We start from the raw sequence: 17,769 nt of genomic DNA, 5'->3' as shown, positions 1-17,769 counted from the left end.
AAGAATAACTTTACAAGTCTTATGTAAATTTAAATGTTATTTTAAGCCGAACGTTCGACTATAAAGCTTCTGAATTGTTCTCATAAAGATTGTTTCAAATTTTTATAAGGTGTAACTTAAATATGACAAAAAAAGTTTTTTATATAAATATACGAATGGGAGTGGAATGCTTGATGAGAACGATTGAAGGAATGAGCTCAGTAGGAGCGAATTTCCGAGGCATCGATAGTGTCGTAGAGTCTGGTGGATTATTTGGTATTTGGAGTCATCCCTTAGCTAATAAAATCACCTATTTTGGACTTCATGCTTTACAACACCGGGGGCAAACGAGTGCTGGGATAGTAACAAAAGATGAGAACACTTTTACGAGTTTTCGCGGTCGAGGATTAATTTCACATATTTTTGATACAGAAGATAAATTAGAGAAGTTAGTAGGGAACAGCGCCATTGGTCAGGTTCGTTCTGCCACTGTTAGCGATCAGGCAGATGATTCGAATATTCAACCGTTATTATTTCACTTCAATAATCAATCGATAGCCATCACTCATAATGGAAATTTAACTGAAGCCTTGTCTTTACGTCAACAATTAGAGGACGAGGGGGCCGTATTTTCCACAAACTCTGCGGCTGAAATTTTAATTCATTTGATTCGACGTTCAAAGAAGAATAATTTTACAGATGCTTTTCAATCATCCATCGAACAATTAAATGGTGGGTTTAATTTTTGTTTATTAACGGATGATGCGTTGTATGGAGCCGTGGATAAACATGGATTTAGACCACTAGTCATCGGACAGTTTTCTAATGGTGCTTATATCTTAGCTAGCGAAACATGTGTGTTATCAAGTGTTGGGGCAAAATACGTCACAGAAGTGCAGGCTGGGCAATATGTAGTTATAAATGATGAAGGTTATCATATCACAAACTACACTAACTCACAGAAAGCAACACTTGAACCAATGGAATTTATATATTTTTCACGACCTGATTCTGATATTTCAGGAATTAATGTTCATACTGCACGAAAAGAGATGGGGCGCCGTTTAGCTAAAGAACGGCCAACACACGGGGCAGATTTAGTGATTGGCGTACCTAACTCATCACTTTCTTCTGCAAGTGGTTACGCCGAAGAACATAGTTTGCCTTATGAGATCGGATTAATTAAACATCAATATATTGGTAGAACATTTATCCAACCCAATCAAGAATTACGGGAACAAGGAGTTCGGTATAAACTTTCTGTTGTTGAAAGTCTAATACGTAATAAATCAATTGTCCTTGTTGATGACTCGATAGTGCGGGGGACGACAGTGCGCCACTTAGTTGAGTTACTTAAAGGGGCTGGAGCGAAAGAAGTTCATTTAAGAATTGCCAGTCCGCCTATTCGATTCCCAAACTATTACGGCATTAATACAACACATACAGAGGAATTAATTGCTGCGAACTACACAATTAAAGAGTTAAATGAATTGTTTGGTAGTGATTCACTTGGCTACCTGTCAGTTAAAGGCTTAGTTGATAGTATTAATTTTGATAAGAATATCCCGGATCAGGGAGTTAGTTTAGACGCCTATACCGGTCAATACCCTTCAGATATAGGAGATTATCAGAATGAATTTCAAGAAAGTTTAACCCCATTACAAAAGAAAATTATAAAAGGAGAATTTAGTGATGAGTAATGCATATCAACAATCAGGTGTCGATATTGAAAAAGGATACGATGCAGTTGAACGAATGAAAAAGCACGTTAACAGAACAATGCGTCCAGAAGTTATGAACCAATTAGGAAGTTTTGGAGCATTGTTTAAGTTGGACACGAAGCAATACAAAAATCCAGTATTAGTTAGTGGTACGGATGGTGTTGGGACAAAAATATTACTTGCTCAACAGTCAGGTAAATTAAACACCATCGGTATCGATGCAGTGGCCATGTGTGTCAATGATACCTTAGCCCAAGGTGCTCAGCCTTTATTCTTTTTAGATTATCTTGCTGTAGGCAGTACAGTTCCAGAAGATATTGAACAAATCGTTTCAGGTGTAGCGGAAGGTTGTGTTCAAGCCAATGCTGCACTTGTTGGGGGCGAAACAGCTGAGATGCCTGATTTATATGCAAATGGTGAGTTTGATTTAGCGGGATTCTGTGTCGGAGTTGCTGATGAAGCAAATATTCTAGACGGTTCTAAAGTTAAGGCTGGGGATGTGCTCATTGGTTTACCGAGTTCAGGCATTCACTCAAATGGTTATTCATTAGTACGCAAAATATTCTTCAAAGACCATGAAATGAACTTTGAAGATCAACTATCAGATGGACATACATTGATTGATCATTTGTTAACCCCGACTAAGATATATGTCAAAGAAGTCATGCCGTTTGTCGATTCACAAAGTATTAATGGTATAGCGCATATTACCGGCGGTGGCTTCTTTGAGAATCTACCGCGCATGTTCTCAAAGAGTTTGACGGCAGTGGTAGATGTTCATACGTGGACAATCCCAACTATATTTAATGAATTACAGAAATTTGGAGAATTAGACCTTGAGGAAATGTTTAACGTTTTTAACATGGGTATCGGGATGGTCTTAGCAGTTGAAGAAACAAAAGTAGAAACAATTCTCTCAAGTATCAATGAAAGTATGGTTATTGGACGCATCGAGGATCAAAAGAATGAGGGCGAAACTGTTCGTCTAAATATAGATAAGGAGTAGTACTTGACTATGAATCTAGCACTATTCGCTTCAGGAAATGGAACAAATGTACAAGCCATCATTGATGCAGTCAAAGCAGGAGAGATAGCGGGAAATATTAATTGTTTAGTCTGTGACAATCCTAAAGCTTATGTGGTTAAACGGGCAAAGGATGTAGGGATTGATACTTTAATCTTAAGTCCCAAAGACTGCCAAAGTCGCCAAGCATGGGAGCTTGAAATTATTAAATATTTAGAGGCTCATCAAGTTGATTTAATCATTCTAGCTGGCTTTATGCGAATTATTGGAGCGGACATACTCAATCACTATCCGAAAAAAATTATTAATATCCATCCATCACTCTTACCGGCGTTCCCTGGTCGTAAAGGCATACAAGACGCATATAATGCTGGTGTAAAAGAGAGTGGAGTCACAGTCCATTATGTTGATGCAGGGATTGACACAGGAGAAATTATTGCTCAGGAAAGACTTCAAATTCAACCGGAATGGACATTAGAAAAATTAGAAAATAAAATTCATCAAATCGAACACTCTTTATATCCGAAAGTGATTCAACAATTGGCAAAAGAGTTCAATGAGAAAGGAATCAATGTAAAATGACAAAATATGCACTACTTAGCGTATCTGATAAGACTGGAATCATCGAAGTAGCTCAAACGCTTGTAAATAATGGAATTGAATTATTATCAACAGGAGGCTCCTTTAAGACTATCGAAGAAGCGGGTATTCCGGTAACTGCCGTGGAAGATTATACAGAATTTCCAGAAATGATGGATGGACGTGTAAAAACGTTACATCCCAAAATACATGGTGGCTTATTAGGGTTACGCGATAATAATGAGCATATACAAGCTATGAATGACCACGGTATTTCAACGATTGATTATGTCATTGTTAATCTATATCCGTTCAAAGAAACAATTACTAAACCTGATGTCACATTGGCAGATGCGATTGAAAATATCGATATCGGTGGTCCGTCAATGCTACGTAGTGCAGCAAAGAACTATCAATCAGTCACCGTTGTTACAGATCCCGCAGATTACCCAACATTAATTCAACAACTTACAGATAATAATGAAAGTACTTATGAATTTAGACAGTATTTAGCTGGTAAAGTGTTTCAATTGACCTCTCATTATGATGCATTAATTTCAGATTACTTAGATCAGTTTAACAAGAAAGAACAAAACTTTGAAGTTAACCAGTGGTCCCACAAGACCTTAACTTATTCAGAAAAGCAATCTTTACGTTACGGGGAGAATAGTCATCAATCGGCTACCTTCTATAAAGAACTCAATGCACCGAAATCTTCCATTGCAGCAGCCATTCAATTGAATGGTAAAGAATTATCTTACAATAATCTAAAGGATGCGGATGCAGCGATTAAGATTGCAAGAGAGTTTACAGAACCAGTAGCCGTAGCAGTTAAACATATGAATCCATGTGGTGTGGCGATAGCAGATACAATTGAATTAGCCTTTGAACGTTGTCAACAAGCGGACCCTGTTTCAATATATGGTGGAATTGTGGTCGTGAATCGGGAAGTATCATTGGAATTAGCTAATGCTTTAGGGAAAATATTCTTAGAAATTATAGTAGCACCAAGCTTTAGTCCAGAAGCATTGGAAAGATTAACTAAAAAGAAAAACTTACGTCTTTTAACTATCGATTTTGATGAAGAATCAAATATTGATCAAGAAGAATATGTTTCAGTTTCAGGTGGATTATTAGTACAAGCAGTGGATCAATCCAATGAATTGGTGAAAGATTCTTTAACAGACATTCCAAATACATGGGATGTCTCGACAAAACGACAACCGACACTTGAAGAACTAAAAGCGATGAACTTTGGTATGAAAGTTGTAAAACATGTTAAAAGTAATGCAATAGTAGTGACAAATGATTATATGACCTTAGGAATTGGAGCAGGGCAGATGAACCGTGTTGGTTCTGCTGAGATTGCACTAAAACAAGCCGAAGAGAAAGATGCAACTTTAAGACAGACATATGTGATGTCAAGTGATGCATTTTTACCAATGTCAGATACTGCAAAATTAGCACATCGTCGAGGTATCACAGCGATTGCTCAACCAGGAGGGTCGAAATATGATCAAGACTCTGTTCAAGTTTGTGATGACAATGACGTTGCTATGGTTATGACTGGTTACCGCCATTTCAGACACTAAAATATATTAATTAGGAGAGAACCCAATGAAAGATATCTTAATTATTGGATCGGGCGGACGTGAGCATGCCTTGGCACTTGCTTTTGCCCGCAGTCCTCAAGTAGAGCAAGTATATGTTGCCCCGGGTAATCCAGGTATGATTATGACTAATCATAATATAGAATGTGTAAATATTCCGGTAACAGAAATCGAACGTTTAGCGGAGTTTGTAGAAAGTTCAGCGATTGACCTGACATTTGTTGGTCCCGAACAACCTTTGGAGTTGGGCATTGTTGATTATTTTATAAGTCTCAATTTACCTATCATAGGGCCAACAAAAGCAGCTGCACGATTAGAAAACTCAAAAAATTTCGCTAAAGATATAATGTCACTTGCAAAAGTTAATACTGCTAAACATCGTTTCTTTAAAGCCGGAGAATGTCTAGAAGCGATTGAATATGCAGAAGCCTTAGGGTTACCATTTGTTATCAAAGCAGATGGCCTAATGAGTGGTAAAGGTGTCGTTATTCCAGAAACGATGGAGGAAGCTGTGAGTTCCCTCGAGTTGATGATGGATAAGAGTAATAAAGAAGTGCTCATTGAAGAATTCTTAACTGGAACAGAATTTTCTCACTTTAGTTTAGTTAATGGAGATCATATTATATCGCTTGGTACGGCGTGTGATTATAAGCGTGCGTTTGATAATGATTTAGGATTGAATACGGGAGGCATGGGTTCTTTCGCTCCAGTTCCTTGGTTTGATGAAGAAGCAGAACACCGTGTGTTGACGGAGATTGTTCATTCCATTGCCAATCAAATGATCGAGAACGAAACACCGTTCACTGGTATTCTTTATACTGGAATTATCTGGACGAGTGAGGGGCCAAAAGTGATTGAATTTAATACTCGCTTGGGAGATCCAGAGACTCAAGTTTTACTTACGTTGTTAGAGAATGACTTCTATGAAGTTGCTCAAGCTCATTTAGAACAATCACCTATAGATATTCGTTTTAAAAAGCAATTTAATCTAGGAGTTGTACTTGCAGCCGAAGGCTATCCAAGTCTGCCAAAAGCAAATATTCCTTTAAATATTCCAAAGACAATTGAAGACAATGTTTACTTTGCAGGGGTGGATGGTAGTCCTGAGAAAGGACTCCAATCAAGTGGCGGGCGAATCTTAATGGTTACTTCTAGTGGCGATACTATTGAAGAAGCTAGGGAAAAAGTTTATAACGATATGAAACAATTTGATATTCAAGATACATTCTACCGAACAGACATTGGTTTACATCGAAATAAGGAGGCGTAAAGCATGACAGAACAAACAGATATTGCTGTAGTCATGGGCAGTATTTCTGATTGGGAACAAATGCAACATTGTTGTCAATTTTTAGATACACTAAATTTAACTTACGATACAAAGGTAATCTCGGCTCATCGTATGCCTACGGAGATGATTTCTTTTGCAGAAAATGCTAAGAGCAATGGTTATAAGGTGATCATCGCAGGTGCTGGAGGAGCTGCTCACTTACCAGGTATGATTGCTTCAAGTACTACATTGCCCGTTATTGGTATACCGATAAAATCAAGCGCACTAAGTGGGATGGATTCACTCCTTTCAATCGTCCAAATGCCAGCTGGTGTACCAGTCGCAACGATGGCAATCGGACCAGCAGGAGCCAAAAATGCTGGATTAATGGCAGCAAGAATTCTTGCTGTGACTGACAAAATAGTTGAGAATTCTTTAAAAGAATTTCAAGTGAATCAACGACAAGCTGCTCTGGAGAGTACTGGTGAGTTGAATGACTAAGGTGATTCAACCGGGCGCAACGATTGGTATTATTGGTGCTGGACAACTTGGAAAGATGTTAGCTCAATCTGCCCAAAAGATGGGCTATAAAGTAGCGATGTATGATCCTAACCCAACTTCTTGCGGCTTTGCTGTTGCCCATTCAACAACAGTAGCGGATTTTACGAACAGGGAAGCTTTATTGAAATTTGTTCAAAGCGTTGATGTAGTCACATATGAGTTTGAAAATATTGATGGTGACCTACTTAAAGAACTGGAAAGTGAAAGTTATTTACCACAAGGGACAAGCTTATTACTGAACTCACAAGATCGAATTAAAGAAAAGGATTGGCTGAATCAACAAGGCATACCTACGACTGACTTTACTGAAGTGAATAGTTGGACAGATTTAACAGATGCAATAAAAGCAATCAATTTACCAGCGTTTTTAAAAACAACACGTTTTGGTTACGACGGTAAAGGACAAGTTTTCTTAACTGACAAATCAGATTTAGAAGCGAAGCAATCAGATATTGAAGCCTTGTTAGAAGAGCAATCATTAATTTTAGAGGCATTTTGTGACTTTAAATATGAAGTGTCAGTCATCGTTTCTCAGGATTTATATGGCAATATTGAAATATTTCCAATAAGTCAAAATCAACATATCAATGGTGTCTTATACTCCAGTATTGTTGGAGCGAATTACTCTGAGGACTTGACTGATCAAATATATGACATTGCTGAGAAGATTGCTAAAGCAGGGAAGCTTATTGGTGTATGTGGGATTGAATTCTTTATTACTGAGGATGAAGAAGTATTTGTTAACGAAATTGCTCCCAGACCTCATAATACTGGGCATTATACAATCGAAGCGACTAACGTATCTCAATTTGATCAACATATTCTTGGAATAACAGGTCGTTCACTGATTAATATTCGCTTGTTTGAACCAGGATTAATGATTAATATTTTAGGTCAACATTTACCTTATGTTGAAAAAGTTAGTCAACAATATTCCGAAGCGATTTATCACATATATGACAAAGGGGAAGCTAAAAAACAACGCAAGATGGGGCACTTTACACTTACAAAACCTGACTATAATCAGTTAGAAACGATGCTCTATCAATCAACAAGCCTAAAGGCATGGCAAGACTTATTCTGATAAAGAAAAGGGGACAGACATGGAATTACTCTATCAAGGGAAAACTAAAGATATTTATCAAGGATTGAATCAGTCGATGATTCTAAAGTTTAAAGATGATGTGACGGGGACAGACGGTAAGTTTGATCCTGGTGCGAATCAAATTGGTTTATCTATTGAAGGTATGGGAAATTTAAACTTAAGATTAACAACATTATTCTTTCAATTACTTAACCAGTCTGGTATTCCTACTCATTTTATTGATTCAAATCTTAATGAAAATACAATGACAGTGAAGTCTGCAAGTGTATTCGGTAAAGGGTTAGAAGTCATTACTCGATTTAAGGCAACGGGTTCATTTATTCGTCGATACGGGGAATATATTGAAGATGGAGCAAAACTAAATAATTATGTCGAATTTACGTTAAAAGACGATAAAAGACAAGATCCATTAGTGACTAAAGATGGGCTAATTACCTTAAATATATTAACGAATAAACAATATGAGATATTAATTGATTTAAATATTCAAATAGCACAGATCATCCAGAAAAAACTAGCTGAACATGGGTTTGATTTATACGATATAAAATTAGAGTTCGGTTATGTTAATCATCCAGATAATATTATTCTTATCGATGAAATTTCTGGGGGAAATATGCGCGTTTACAAGGAAGGGCAACTTGTTGACCCTATTGAATTAGCACAATATTTTAATGATTTATAAGGAAAGGACAATTTAATGAGCAAATTTATTGTAGTACCAGCGCCAGATTCTTCATTCTTATTAAAAGAAGCGCATCATTTCTTGAAATTAACAAACTTGCAAGCAGTAAAGCAATATGACGTTTTTGAAACTTCGGATGAAGGTGATTTAACATTAGTAGAGCCTTTATTTGAACAAGGTCTTATTTACGAAAACTTAGAGTCATTTAACATTTCCACTGCTTTTCGTTATCGCCAAGTATTGGGGCAATATGATGAGGTCGAAGAGATGACTAACCGTATTATACAAAATATTAAAGGGCATGATCTTTCTTTACATCATTCAAGAATTATTGATTTAAAAGGTTTAACTGAAGTCGAAGTAAAAACTTTCAAAACATATTATATTAATGAAACAGAAACTGAACTCGTTTCTTTTAATGCTTTAAATTATGATATGGGAGTCAGCCAAGGCTTAGATTTACAAGGAATAGAAGGTTTTAATGATTTAGATACGGCTGGCTTACAAGAGTTAATTAAAGATTATTCAATGGACCTTGCTGATATTGAAGTCGTTCAAGCGTATTTTCAATCAGAAGCAGTTAATCCAACTGTCTTCCAATTAAAAGTCATCGATACATACTGGTCAGATCACTGTCGCCATACGACATTTTTAACTGAATTAACAGACATATCCGTGACTGAAGGTAAATACCAAGAAGCCATTGAAGCTACTATCGCAGAGTATAATGACGTGCGTGATTCAGTCTATGCTAATCGTCCTAAAGTTAAGCCAGTTACATTAATGGATCTTGCAACGATTAATGCAAAACATGCAAAACAATTAGGTCTGTTAGATAACTTAGATGAATCTGATGAAGTGAATGCTTGTTGTATTCGCATTAAAGTGGATGTTGAGGGTGTTGAAGAAGATTATTTACTCTACTTTAAAAATGAAACTCACAATCACCCAACTGAGATTGAACCTTTCGGAGGGGCGGCTACATGTATTGGTGGGGGGATTCGTGATCCGCTTTCAGGTCGTAGTTACGTTCATCAAGCGATGCGAATTACTGGAGCTAAAAACCCGAATGCGTCATATGAATCAACACGAGATGGTAAATTACCACAACGTATCATCTCACAACGTGCTGCTATGGGATATAGTGACTACAGTAACCAAATCGGACAAAGTGCTGGTTACGTGCGCGAATATTACCATGACGCCTTTGAAGCTAAGAGAATGGAATTAGGTGCCTTAGTTGCTGCTGCTCCAGTTGATAACGTTGTACGTATCAAACCAGAACCTACGGATTTAATTATTTTACTTGGTGGACGTACTGGACGTGACGGATTAGGTGCAGCAGTTGGATCTTCAATGGTTCAAACTGAGAAATCAATCGAACTACAAGGGGCAGAAGTCCAAAAAGGGAGCCCGACCATCGAACGAAAGATTATTCGCTTATTCCGTAATCCAGAAGCTACGCGCTTAATTAAGAAATCGAATGACTTTGGTGCTGGGGGTGTATCAGTAGCTATTGGTGAACTAGCTGATGGCTTGACCATTGAATTAGATAAAGTTCCGACTAAATATGAAGGAATGGATCCTAGCGAAATCGCCTTATCAGAGTCTCAAGAACGAATGGCTGTTGTCGTTTCTAAAGATGATGTTGATAAATTTATTACTCTATCAGAAGCTGAGGACTTAGAAGCGACAGTTGTGGCAGAAGTGACTGATTCATCTTATATGGTGATGCGTTATAACGGTGAAGAGGTTTTCCGCATAAAACGTTCATTCTTAGAATCGAATGGTGGAGCCAAAGCAGCTGATGCTATCATTAATTATTCTGATGTAAGTCAATTCTTTTCTGATTCACGACATGTATTAACTCAGTTACAATCGATTGAAAATGCGAGTCAAAAAGCATTATCACAAAACTTTGATTTTACAATTGGGAAAAATACAGTTCTTGCACCATTAGGTGGGGAGAAGCAAATAACTCCTCAAGAAGGAATGGTCGCAAAAATACCTGTCTTAGGCCAAGATACTTCAACTGCTTCAGTCATGACTGTTTCATTCAAACCTGATCTAGCAACGCTCTCACCATACCACGGTGCTTATTATGCCGTTGTTAATTCAGTAGCTAAAGCTGTGGCCTTAGGTGTTCCTTATCAAGAAACTCGCTTAACATTACAAGAATTCTTTGAGAGTATGGTGAATGAGAATAGTTGGGGAAAACCGACTGCTGCCTTACTTGGAGCCTTTAAATCAATGAAACAATTAGGTTTAGCTGCCATTGGCGGTAAGGACAGTATGAGTGGTACCTTCGAAGATATTGAAGTCCCACCATCACTTATTAGCTTTGCCGTTGCAACAACAGACTTTACAAAAGTCAATTCGCGAGAATTTAAATCTATAGACTCAAAAATTGTTTTATTAGAAGCTAGATTAAATGCAGATGATTTACTAGATACTGATGAAATTAAAGCTACCTTTGAAACGATTACGAACTTAATTAACGAGAATAAAGTTCGTTCAATCTCAACCATGGACGATAAGACGATTGAAATGAATCTGATTGAAATGGCTCTAGGTAATGCGATCGGTTTTGAAATGAAAGCAGAATACTTACATAAAAAATCTGCCTTAGGATTCTTAGTAGAAGTCGCTTCTGATGTTGAAGTTGAAGGTGGGGTCATAGTTGCTCAAACGAATAGCAGTGATGAAGCAAAATTTGATCAAACATACTCTTTAGAAGAATTGGCTCGTCTTTATGCAGAACCATTAGCTGATGTATTCTCAGACATTGAATTGGTATCTAATTCTGAAGATGTAAAACCTGCATTAGAGATTCCAGAAATATCATCGAATGCCAAAGTGTTAATCCCAGTCATAACGGGAGTGCATGGTGAATATGATCTGTATGAATCATTTAAACGATATACTGAACATGTTGATTTCTTTATCATCAAAGAGGAATTAGGTTACAAAGAATCAGTCAAAGAATTTGCAAGTAAATTATCTGACTATGATGTCTTAGCTTTCTCTGATGGCTCAATACTATCTAATCGTCTACAGTATGGACAAGCGATTAAACTACTAATTAAAGACATCAAAGCCGAATTAGAAGCATTTGCCAAAGATAAGTATATTCTAGCTATTGGCGCATCATTTGCTGGCTTTGTCCGCAGTGGTTTAATAGAATTTGGCCGTGTTCAACAAGGAACACAAATTGACTTTAAGGTAAATCCATTTGAAAAATTTTTTTCAACTTTAGTAAATGCTGAAGTCATTAAAGAAACAGAATACGCGAAAGCGGGTAGTTATACGACAGCTTTGGCAGGCTATCATTTAAGTGTTGAATTGGATGAAAATAAATTTAAAGACCAAATCATCTCCAAATATACAACGTTCTTTGCAGAAGAAGTCGGTGTTGATGCAATGGTTGATCCTACAGGACATATTATAGGGGTAAATGGAAACTTTGAACGCATGAATATTGATGGCTTTGCCAATGTTGATACAGTAGAGGCACCATTTATTGCAAATATTCTAAAGAAAGCAAATATTTAATAACTCACATAGATAAGTTAATCGGTTTTACTTAATAAATCATAACGAGCATTGAGACTGACTTGTTTGCAAGTATGTTCAGTTTTAATGCTCTTTTTTAGTACATTCATGTATGTGTGTAATCGCTATTTCGAATGTTTTTCTTGTATTAGTGATACTATTTTAATAGTAAGGAGGGCAGAGCCAGACAAATAAGGATGCATAGTATTTTAACTATGGAGTTTACAAAATGAAAGTTGTACCTTACTTAAATTTTAGACAATCTAAACCAGTTCTAGCTTTCTTTGAAAAGTAAGGTGCTTAAAAAAATATTGAGATAGTAGTAGCATCTGATGAAATGTTCAGCGGTGAAAATTTTTGATTTGTATAAAAAGCCATATCTGAAAGTTGGAATACTCAATTATAATTTCGACTTGCAGATTATTTTTGTGAAACTGGAATTTGTTAATTTAGTATTTTAATTTGAGAAGATGAGTATGTCTAACAAGTGTATTCATTGAATTGTTTCTATGAAATCATTAAACTAAATAGTATGGAGCGGTTACATGACTTATTTTTGAGGAGGTACTAATTATTATGAAAGCAAAATTTCACGGACATGCTGTGGTTAGTATAAAAACACAAGATGGCACAAAAATATTAATTGATCCTTTTATTACTGGGAATGGATTGACTGATTTACATGCGAATACGGTGGAAGCAGATGTTATCTTAGTGACCCATGGACATTCGGATCACATTGGAGATACTATGGCTCTCGCTAAAAGAACTGGCGCATTGGTTGTATCCACTGTTGAAGTTGTTGGCTATTTAAATTCATTAGGTTTAGAGAATTTACACGGTATGCAACCTGGTGGTGCTCATGACTTTAACTTTGGGCGGGTTAAGTTAACACCAGCTATTCATGGATCATCAATTGAAATAGATGGAAAACCTTTTACACTTGGCTTAGCCACTGGGATTTTGATAACAGCTGATGAGCAAACATTTTATCACGTTGGTGACACAGCCTTATATTCAGATATGAAATTAATTGGCGAGTTCAATGATATTGATTTAGCATTTATTCCAATTGGTGATAATTTTACGATGGGACCAGAAGATGCAGCCGTTGCAGCCAAATGGTTAAATGCAAAGAAAGTTGTACCAATTCACTATAATACTTTCCCATTAATTGAACAAGATCCGGCACAATTTACCAAATTATTAGCTAATGGGGTGGGTTATGTTCCAGTAATTGGTGAGACAATAGAGTTATAAAGTAAAAAACAGAAGTGAGATAGGTATTCTATCCACTTCTATTTTTTATACTAATTTAATATTTAAGTTGATATTATTGCCTTTGCTTAAAATACTTGAAACTTTACAATGGCGGTGAATAAAACGTTCTAACCCAGCTAATTGATCCTCATTCAATATAGCATCAGTTACAAGTTCAACAGATGCATCTAATCGCCACTCTCTGTTCTCATCAATAAAATCACCTGCCACACGAGCAGTTAATTGTGAAAATTCTATCTTTTTCATATTCAAGTATGATACTGCTGTCATCAAATGACACCCAGATAAAGAAACTAATAATAGTCCAGTTGGTGAAGTACCCTGACTAGTAAATTCAGGCATTCGTTCAGTATAATCCATAGTATATGAAAAACCTTCGATATCAGCTTGCACAATATAACGATCAATTACCTTTGCTTTTGTCTCTTTCTCTGCCATGATGCATTCCTTCTTTCATTGAGAATAATTAGATGATAAGCGAATTCTTTGATAGTATAAATTATATCACAGAATTTAATTCATACTAATGAAAGGAATTATCGCTTTATATACAAGGGGGATATCTAATGCTAATACACCATAGATTCATTTTGTTTAAAATAAGCAATTATAAAAATAATACGTTATAACAATTAAACAGCATCCTATTGCCTTTTTATTTTTCCATGTTAGGATAGATACATTATATTTATAGGAGGGTATTATGAATGTGCCAATTTTGTACGAAGATAACCATCTTTTAGTTATTGAGAAGCCGGTTAATGTTCCTGTACAAGAAGATAGTAGTAAAGATTTAGATGTACTCAATCATCTAAAGCAATTTATAAAAGTCAGAGATAAGAAGCCAGCTAATGTTTACTTAGGACTAGTGCATCGGCTTGATAGACCTGTCGGGGGTGCGATGGTATTTGCCAAGACATCAAAAGCGGGATCCAGATTATCTAATACATTAAGAAAACATGACTTGAAAAGATATTATCTGGCCGTAGTAATGGGGAAGTTACCTAGGATGAAGGGGACATTGACACATTACCTCTGGAAGAATCGTAAAACGAATCAAGTTTACACTGTTGATAAAAATCATAACCAGGCTAAAAAGGCTTACTTAAGTTATGAAGTTCTAGCTTATCAGCACGGTATGTCATTAGTACGAGTTCAATTGCATACTGGCCGATCACATCAGATTCGGGTACAGTTTCAAGCAATTGGCTCACCTTTATATGGTGATCAAAAATATGGAGATCATCGAATAAAGCCTCACAGCCAAATTGCATTATGGGTAACATTAATATTGTGAGATTGACTACATTTCAATTATAATACCCTGCGTATCAAGTAATTGGTGCGTACTCCACTTTAATTGCTAAGAATACCTAAAGCCTTATGACCAAAGCGGAATTTTAAAAAATAAACGTCAAGGTGCGAAAGCAGAAAAAATAATAAGGATAATCTAAGCTGAAATAAAAACTACTTATTATAGGACAGTATGTAAATAAGTAGCGCTAAGGATAAATTAAAATGGTTGTTTAGCAGCGAAAACTCTAAGTTCATGAATGAATATGAGGGACGTTCAACGACTATCTCCTTGAGGGAGAGTAAAGCCGCAAGCAAATGGCGGAAGAAAAATGTGGCTACCCATGTGGTAGAAGAAATAGTCTGCGCTATATGGAAACATATAGAAGTCTACTCGCAAGAGAAAGACTGTATTAAAGGTTGCGCTTTAATATGAACACGAAAAAATCAAATAATATAAAATCGATTTATAGTATGAATCCTCTCTGATAAAATATACAGAAGGGAATTTAAAATATAGAATTATTGTCTATTGGAAAGTTTGCAAAAAAACAGGGATAACTCCCTATATTTTAAGACGGATGCAGCAAAATGGCGAGTTGATTCCCCATCATATAACTAATGCAGGAACTCGCTATTATTCCTCGGAGCAATTAAAAGATTATCTACCTGAGACTATCAATAACGATGGTAAACTTATTATTGGTTATTGTAGAGTTAGCACTTCGACACAAATGGCTGAATTAAGGTCGCAAGTTAAGCTTGTTGAAGAATATATGCAAGCTCATGATTATACTTTTGAGATCTTTTCAGAAATTGGTGGCGAACTTAATTATCAGCGAAAAAGCTTATTAAATCTCTTGAAAATGATTAACCAGCAAGATTGTCACTTTGAATAAAAGTCGCTTCATGCGAAATGGTTTCGAATTATTTGAGTATCAATGTCAATTGAATAAAATCGACATTGAGTTGATTGATGATTCAAAAGAAACCAGGATTTATAGTCTTTTATCGCGTAATCCTTTAAACAATAATTCTTATTTAGAACTATGATTTTAAAACTACATTTGGACATATAATTCCTATCGGCTTATGAAATGGAAATTCCACATCCTACGTTACAAGAATTGATAAAAATTCAATCTAATCCACCACAATTAGAACCATGGACAACATTTAATTTGTCCCAATGATAAAGCGCTACTTACCCCTCATTAGGGTAAGTAGCGCTTTATTTATTTCGAATATTGTTTAGTCAATAGATAATGTTACCTGAGTAGCTTTATTGGTGGAAAACCTTTTATTTCGAGAGACAAAAGACTCTATACCACCTAAACGAATTCTAAAACGATCGTCTTTGTTTAATAAGATTTGCTCTGCCCAATATAAATTATGGTCTACTACGAAAGAGGGCACACCAAAGTTCGAATGTTGCGTTAAAACTGAATTGAATTCAGAACGGTGTTGATTTAAATTAATTAAACCTTCTCGGAATGATTCGGCGGTTCCACTTGAATCTTGATTCATAATAGTTGGATTGGCACAAGCGTCACCGAGAATTACAGTCTTAAGTTCAGGCATAAGAAACCCCATAATCCCTGAAGTATGACTTGGTAAGTGTATGGGAATGATAGTGACTCCCATAAGTTAAACACATCGTATTCTTTATAAGAATGATAATTTATTTCTTTTTGAGCAATAAAGTGCTCCGATGTGAAAGATAAGCCTTGCTTTCGCATGATCTAGATGACCTTGTGTGCAGATGACATCATAGGGCATATCAAGTAAGTTATCAACAACTTGCCTCAAATCCCCATATCTAAAACCAGTATTAATCAAAACGACTCTGTCACGCCCATTGACAACATAAGCACAGACGTTAGGCATTTTAATACGGATTATGGCGTCGTTAATTTGTTCGCTTTCAAATAACTTTATAATGCACTCCTTTACTTGATTAGTTGAACTCTATAATAATCTTGGATTAAATAGAAGTAAATCAGAAAATAATGGATCAAATTCTTTTATAAAAGCTGAAAATGTGCGAAAATGTAATTAGTAAAGGGCATGCTACGTAATAAATATCTAATCTAATAAGGACGTGAATCATTTGTTAATACATCAGCCTAAATTATGGAGTGTAATGCTCCGTTTATTGTTAACCGCGGTTGGTCAATTTAGCTTAATTTATTTATGGATGTTGATTCCAGGTCAAGAGGCCATTGCTTATTTCTTACTCTTAATTTTAATGTCAGCCCCCGTGGGAACAATAATTAATCTCATGTTAAAGAAATGGATTTTTCAGTTAATGAATGATTCAGATTCATTTGCTTTAAAAATAGCGTACCCCTTTATAATTATTATTGGTCTATTTATCACTGTTATTGTCATAACAAACTTGAACATTTTTGATTTATTCTTTCTTTTGATTTTTGTCTTTGTATTGTCGCTACCCTTATTATTACTTGAAATGCTATTCTATATAATAAGAAATTGGACTCAATTAAAAGAGTAGATAGAGTCAGTATGTTAATAAAACGATCTCTTATTACTGATGTAAAGATTGCAACAACTTGAGGAGTGAAAAAGGAACTGAAAACTGTCTGGGAAAAGAATTAAAGGATACAGATTAGTTTTTGTAATGAAATTTAAGTTCTAATTGACAAAAATAAAAAGATATTATATTATAATATCATTAAAATAAACACATTGAAGTGAAAAGTAAACTAATTTAACTATAAAGAGAGCTCTTAGATGGTGGGAATGAGTAAGTGGAAATTAGTTGAAAATGGTCACAGAGTGGTCTTTCTGAATGCTAACGCAATAAGAAAGAACGGACGCATCCGTTAAACGTGCTTCAGTATACGTTATATCAATGAAAACGTGTATTGAATAAGGTTATTTCAGCGATGAAATAATAAATTAAGGTGGTAACACGAAGTAAACTCTCGTCCTTTTCGGATGGGGGTTTTATTTTGTTATGATGAATTGTAAAATTAAGTGCGACAAATAAAGAAACCCATAACAGGTTCGTGTAAAATGTTAGTAATGACAAAAACATAAACACGGAGGTCTGTTATGAGCTACACACATCTTACCATAGAGGAAC

Annotated in this window: 14 protein-coding genes and 1 other annotated feature; of the genes, 12 read left to right on the top strand and 2 right to left on the bottom strand. The window is 35.8% G+C overall.

Annotated features, from left to right (window positions below; genetic code table 11):
* Window positions 1-173 precede the first annotated feature (173 nt).
* The 10 genes from purF (at window position 174) to ACEN4N_RS05165 (ending at window position 13,346) form a co-directional block, all read left to right on the top strand.
* Entirely contained in the window at window positions 174-1,679 is a 1,506-nt protein-coding gene (gene purF / locus ACEN4N_RS05210; RefSeq protein ID WP_407093817.1) for an amidophosphoribosyltransferase, read from the top strand.
* Window positions 1,672-2,706: a phosphoribosylformylglycinamidine cyclo-ligase gene (purM, locus tag ACEN4N_RS05205; protein WP_407090034.1), complete on the top strand. Its 1,035-nt coding sequence runs from the start codon at window positions 1,672-1,674 to the stop codon at window positions 2,704-2,706. The genes purF and purM overlap by 8 nt, the downstream gene beginning before the upstream one ends.
* 9 nt (window positions 2,707-2,715) lie before the next feature.
* Window positions 2,716-3,306: a phosphoribosylglycinamide formyltransferase gene (gene purN / locus ACEN4N_RS05200; protein ID WP_338488892.1), complete on the top strand. Its 591-nt coding sequence runs from the start codon at window positions 2,716-2,718 to the stop codon at window positions 3,304-3,306.
* Window positions 3,303-4,895 (top strand): bifunctional phosphoribosylaminoimidazolecarboxamide formyltransferase/IMP cyclohydrolase, encoded by a 1,593-nt coding sequence (purH, locus tag ACEN4N_RS05195; RefSeq protein ID WP_407090035.1) that lies wholly within the window; start codon window positions 3,303-3,305, stop codon window positions 4,893-4,895. Before purN ends, purH begins: the two co-directional genes overlap by 4 nt.
* A gap of 25 nt (window positions 4,896-4,920) precedes the next feature.
* A complete protein-coding gene (purD, locus tag ACEN4N_RS05190; RefSeq protein WP_407090036.1) occupies window positions 4,921-6,183 on the top strand; it encodes a phosphoribosylamine--glycine ligase in 1,263 nt (420 codons plus the stop codon).
* A 3-nt stretch (window positions 6,184-6,186) separates the two neighbouring features.
* Window positions 6,187-6,684, top strand: a complete 498-nt coding sequence (purE, locus tag ACEN4N_RS05185) for a 5-(carboxyamino)imidazole ribonucleotide mutase (RefSeq protein ID WP_407090037.1) — start codon at window positions 6,187-6,189, stop codon at window positions 6,682-6,684.
* Complete coding sequence (gene purK / locus ACEN4N_RS05180) at window positions 6,677-7,828, top strand: 5-(carboxyamino)imidazole ribonucleotide synthase (protein ID WP_407093816.1); 1,152 nt, start codon at window positions 6,677-6,679, stop codon at window positions 7,826-7,828. Before purE ends, purK begins: the two co-directional genes overlap by 8 nt.
* A 19-nt stretch (window positions 7,829-7,847) precedes the next feature.
* On the top strand, window positions 7,848-8,534 hold the full coding sequence (locus ACEN4N_RS05175; protein WP_407090040.1) for a phosphoribosylaminoimidazolesuccinocarboxamide synthase: 687 nt from the start codon (window positions 7,848-7,850) through the stop codon (window positions 8,532-8,534).
* Window positions 8,535-8,549: 15 nt separating this feature from the next.
* On the top strand, window positions 8,550-12,086 hold the full coding sequence (locus ACEN4N_RS05170) for a phosphoribosylformylglycinamidine synthase (RefSeq protein WP_407090041.1): 3,537 nt from the start codon (window positions 8,550-8,552) through the stop codon (window positions 12,084-12,086).
* 576 nt (window positions 12,087-12,662) lie between these two features.
* The gene (locus tag ACEN4N_RS05165) at window positions 12,663-13,346 is read left to right on the top strand and encodes a metal-dependent hydrolase (protein ID WP_407090043.1); all 684 of its coding nucleotides are present in this window, start codon (window positions 12,663-12,665) and stop codon (window positions 13,344-13,346) included.
* Window positions 13,347-13,391: 45 nt separating this feature from the next.
* Here ACEN4N_RS05165 and ACEN4N_RS05160 read toward each other — a convergent pair whose 3' ends face one another.
* A complete protein-coding gene (locus ACEN4N_RS05160; RefSeq protein ID WP_407090044.1) occupies window positions 13,392-13,805 on the bottom strand; it encodes an OsmC family protein in 414 nt (137 codons plus the stop codon).
* A 265-nt stretch (window positions 13,806-14,070) separates the two neighbouring features.
* Here ACEN4N_RS05160 and ACEN4N_RS05155 point away from each other — a divergent pair, with 265 nt between their 5' ends.
* Together ACEN4N_RS05155 and ACEN4N_RS05150 are read left to right on the top strand one after the other, a co-directional pair.
* On the top strand, window positions 14,071-14,664 hold the full coding sequence (locus tag ACEN4N_RS05155) for an RluA family pseudouridine synthase (RefSeq protein WP_407090046.1): 594 nt from the start codon (window positions 14,071-14,073) through the stop codon (window positions 14,662-14,664).
* A 481-nt stretch (window positions 14,665-15,145) separates the two neighbouring features.
* Window positions 15,146-15,559 carry a recombinase family protein gene (locus ACEN4N_RS05150; protein WP_407093827.1) on the top strand — a complete coding sequence of 138 codons (414 nt, stop codon included), beginning with the start codon at window positions 15,146-15,148 and terminating at the stop codon, window positions 15,557-15,559.
* Window positions 15,560-15,911: 352 nt separating this feature from the next.
* On the opposite strand, the gene ACEN4N_RS05145 is transcribed toward ACEN4N_RS05150, so the two are convergent.
* Window positions 15,912-16,241: a hypothetical protein gene (locus tag ACEN4N_RS05145; RefSeq protein WP_407090958.1), complete on the bottom strand. Its 330-nt coding sequence runs from the start codon at window positions 16,239-16,241 to the stop codon at window positions 15,912-15,914.
* A gap of 1,119 nt (window positions 16,242-17,360) precedes the next feature.
* Window positions 17,361-17,619, top strand: a binding site (T-box leader).
* Window positions 17,620-17,769: the final 150 nt, after the last annotated feature.

The organism is Ruoffia sp. FAM 20857, from assembly GCF_045528645.1.
Classification (GTDB): domain Bacteria; phylum Bacillota; class Bacilli; order Lactobacillales; family Aerococcaceae; genus Ruoffia; species Ruoffia halotolerans.
The sequence above is the reverse complement of the archived record's forward strand: the minus strand, read 5'-3'. Positions and strand labels throughout refer to the sequence as shown.

What these genes read in the sequence shown, in the direction of transcription:
- purF (WP_407093817.1), top strand. Translation starts at nt 174, where the DNA reads ATGAGAACGATTGAAGGAATGAGCTCAGTAGGAGCGAATTTCCGAGGC.
- purM (WP_407090034.1), top strand. Translation starts at nt 1,672, where the DNA reads ATGAGTAATGCATATCAACAATCAGGTGTCGATATTGAAAAAGGATAC.
- purN (WP_338488892.1), top strand. Translation starts at nt 2,716, where the DNA reads ATGAATCTAGCACTATTCGCTTCAGGAAATGGAACAAATGTACAAGCC.
- purH (WP_407090035.1), top strand. Translation starts at nt 3,303, where the DNA reads ATGACAAAATATGCACTACTTAGCGTATCTGATAAGACTGGAATCATC.
- purD (WP_407090036.1), top strand. Translation starts at nt 4,921, where the DNA reads ATGAAAGATATCTTAATTATTGGATCGGGCGGACGTGAGCATGCCTTG.
- purE (WP_407090037.1), top strand. Translation starts at nt 6,187, where the DNA reads ATGACAGAACAAACAGATATTGCTGTAGTCATGGGCAGTATTTCTGAT.
- purK (WP_407093816.1), top strand. Translation starts at nt 6,677, where the DNA reads ATGACTAAGGTGATTCAACCGGGCGCAACGATTGGTATTATTGGTGCT.
- ACEN4N_RS05175 (WP_407090040.1), top strand. Translation starts at nt 7,848, where the DNA reads ATGGAATTACTCTATCAAGGGAAAACTAAAGATATTTATCAAGGATTG.
- ACEN4N_RS05170 (WP_407090041.1), top strand. Translation starts at nt 8,550, where the DNA reads ATGAGCAAATTTATTGTAGTACCAGCGCCAGATTCTTCATTCTTATTA.
- ACEN4N_RS05165 (WP_407090043.1), top strand. Translation starts at nt 12,663, where the DNA reads ATGAAAGCAAAATTTCACGGACATGCTGTGGTTAGTATAAAAACACAA.
- ACEN4N_RS05160 (WP_407090044.1), bottom strand. Translation starts at nt 13,805, where the DNA reads ATGGCAGAGAAAGAGACAAAAGCAAAGGTAATTGATCGTTATATTGTG.
- ACEN4N_RS05155 (WP_407090046.1), top strand. Translation starts at nt 14,071, where the DNA reads ATGAATGTGCCAATTTTGTACGAAGATAACCATCTTTTAGTTATTGAG.
- ACEN4N_RS05145 (WP_407090958.1), bottom strand. Translation starts at nt 16,241, where the DNA reads ATGCCTGAACTTAAGACTGTAATTCTCGGTGACGCTTGTGCCAATCCA.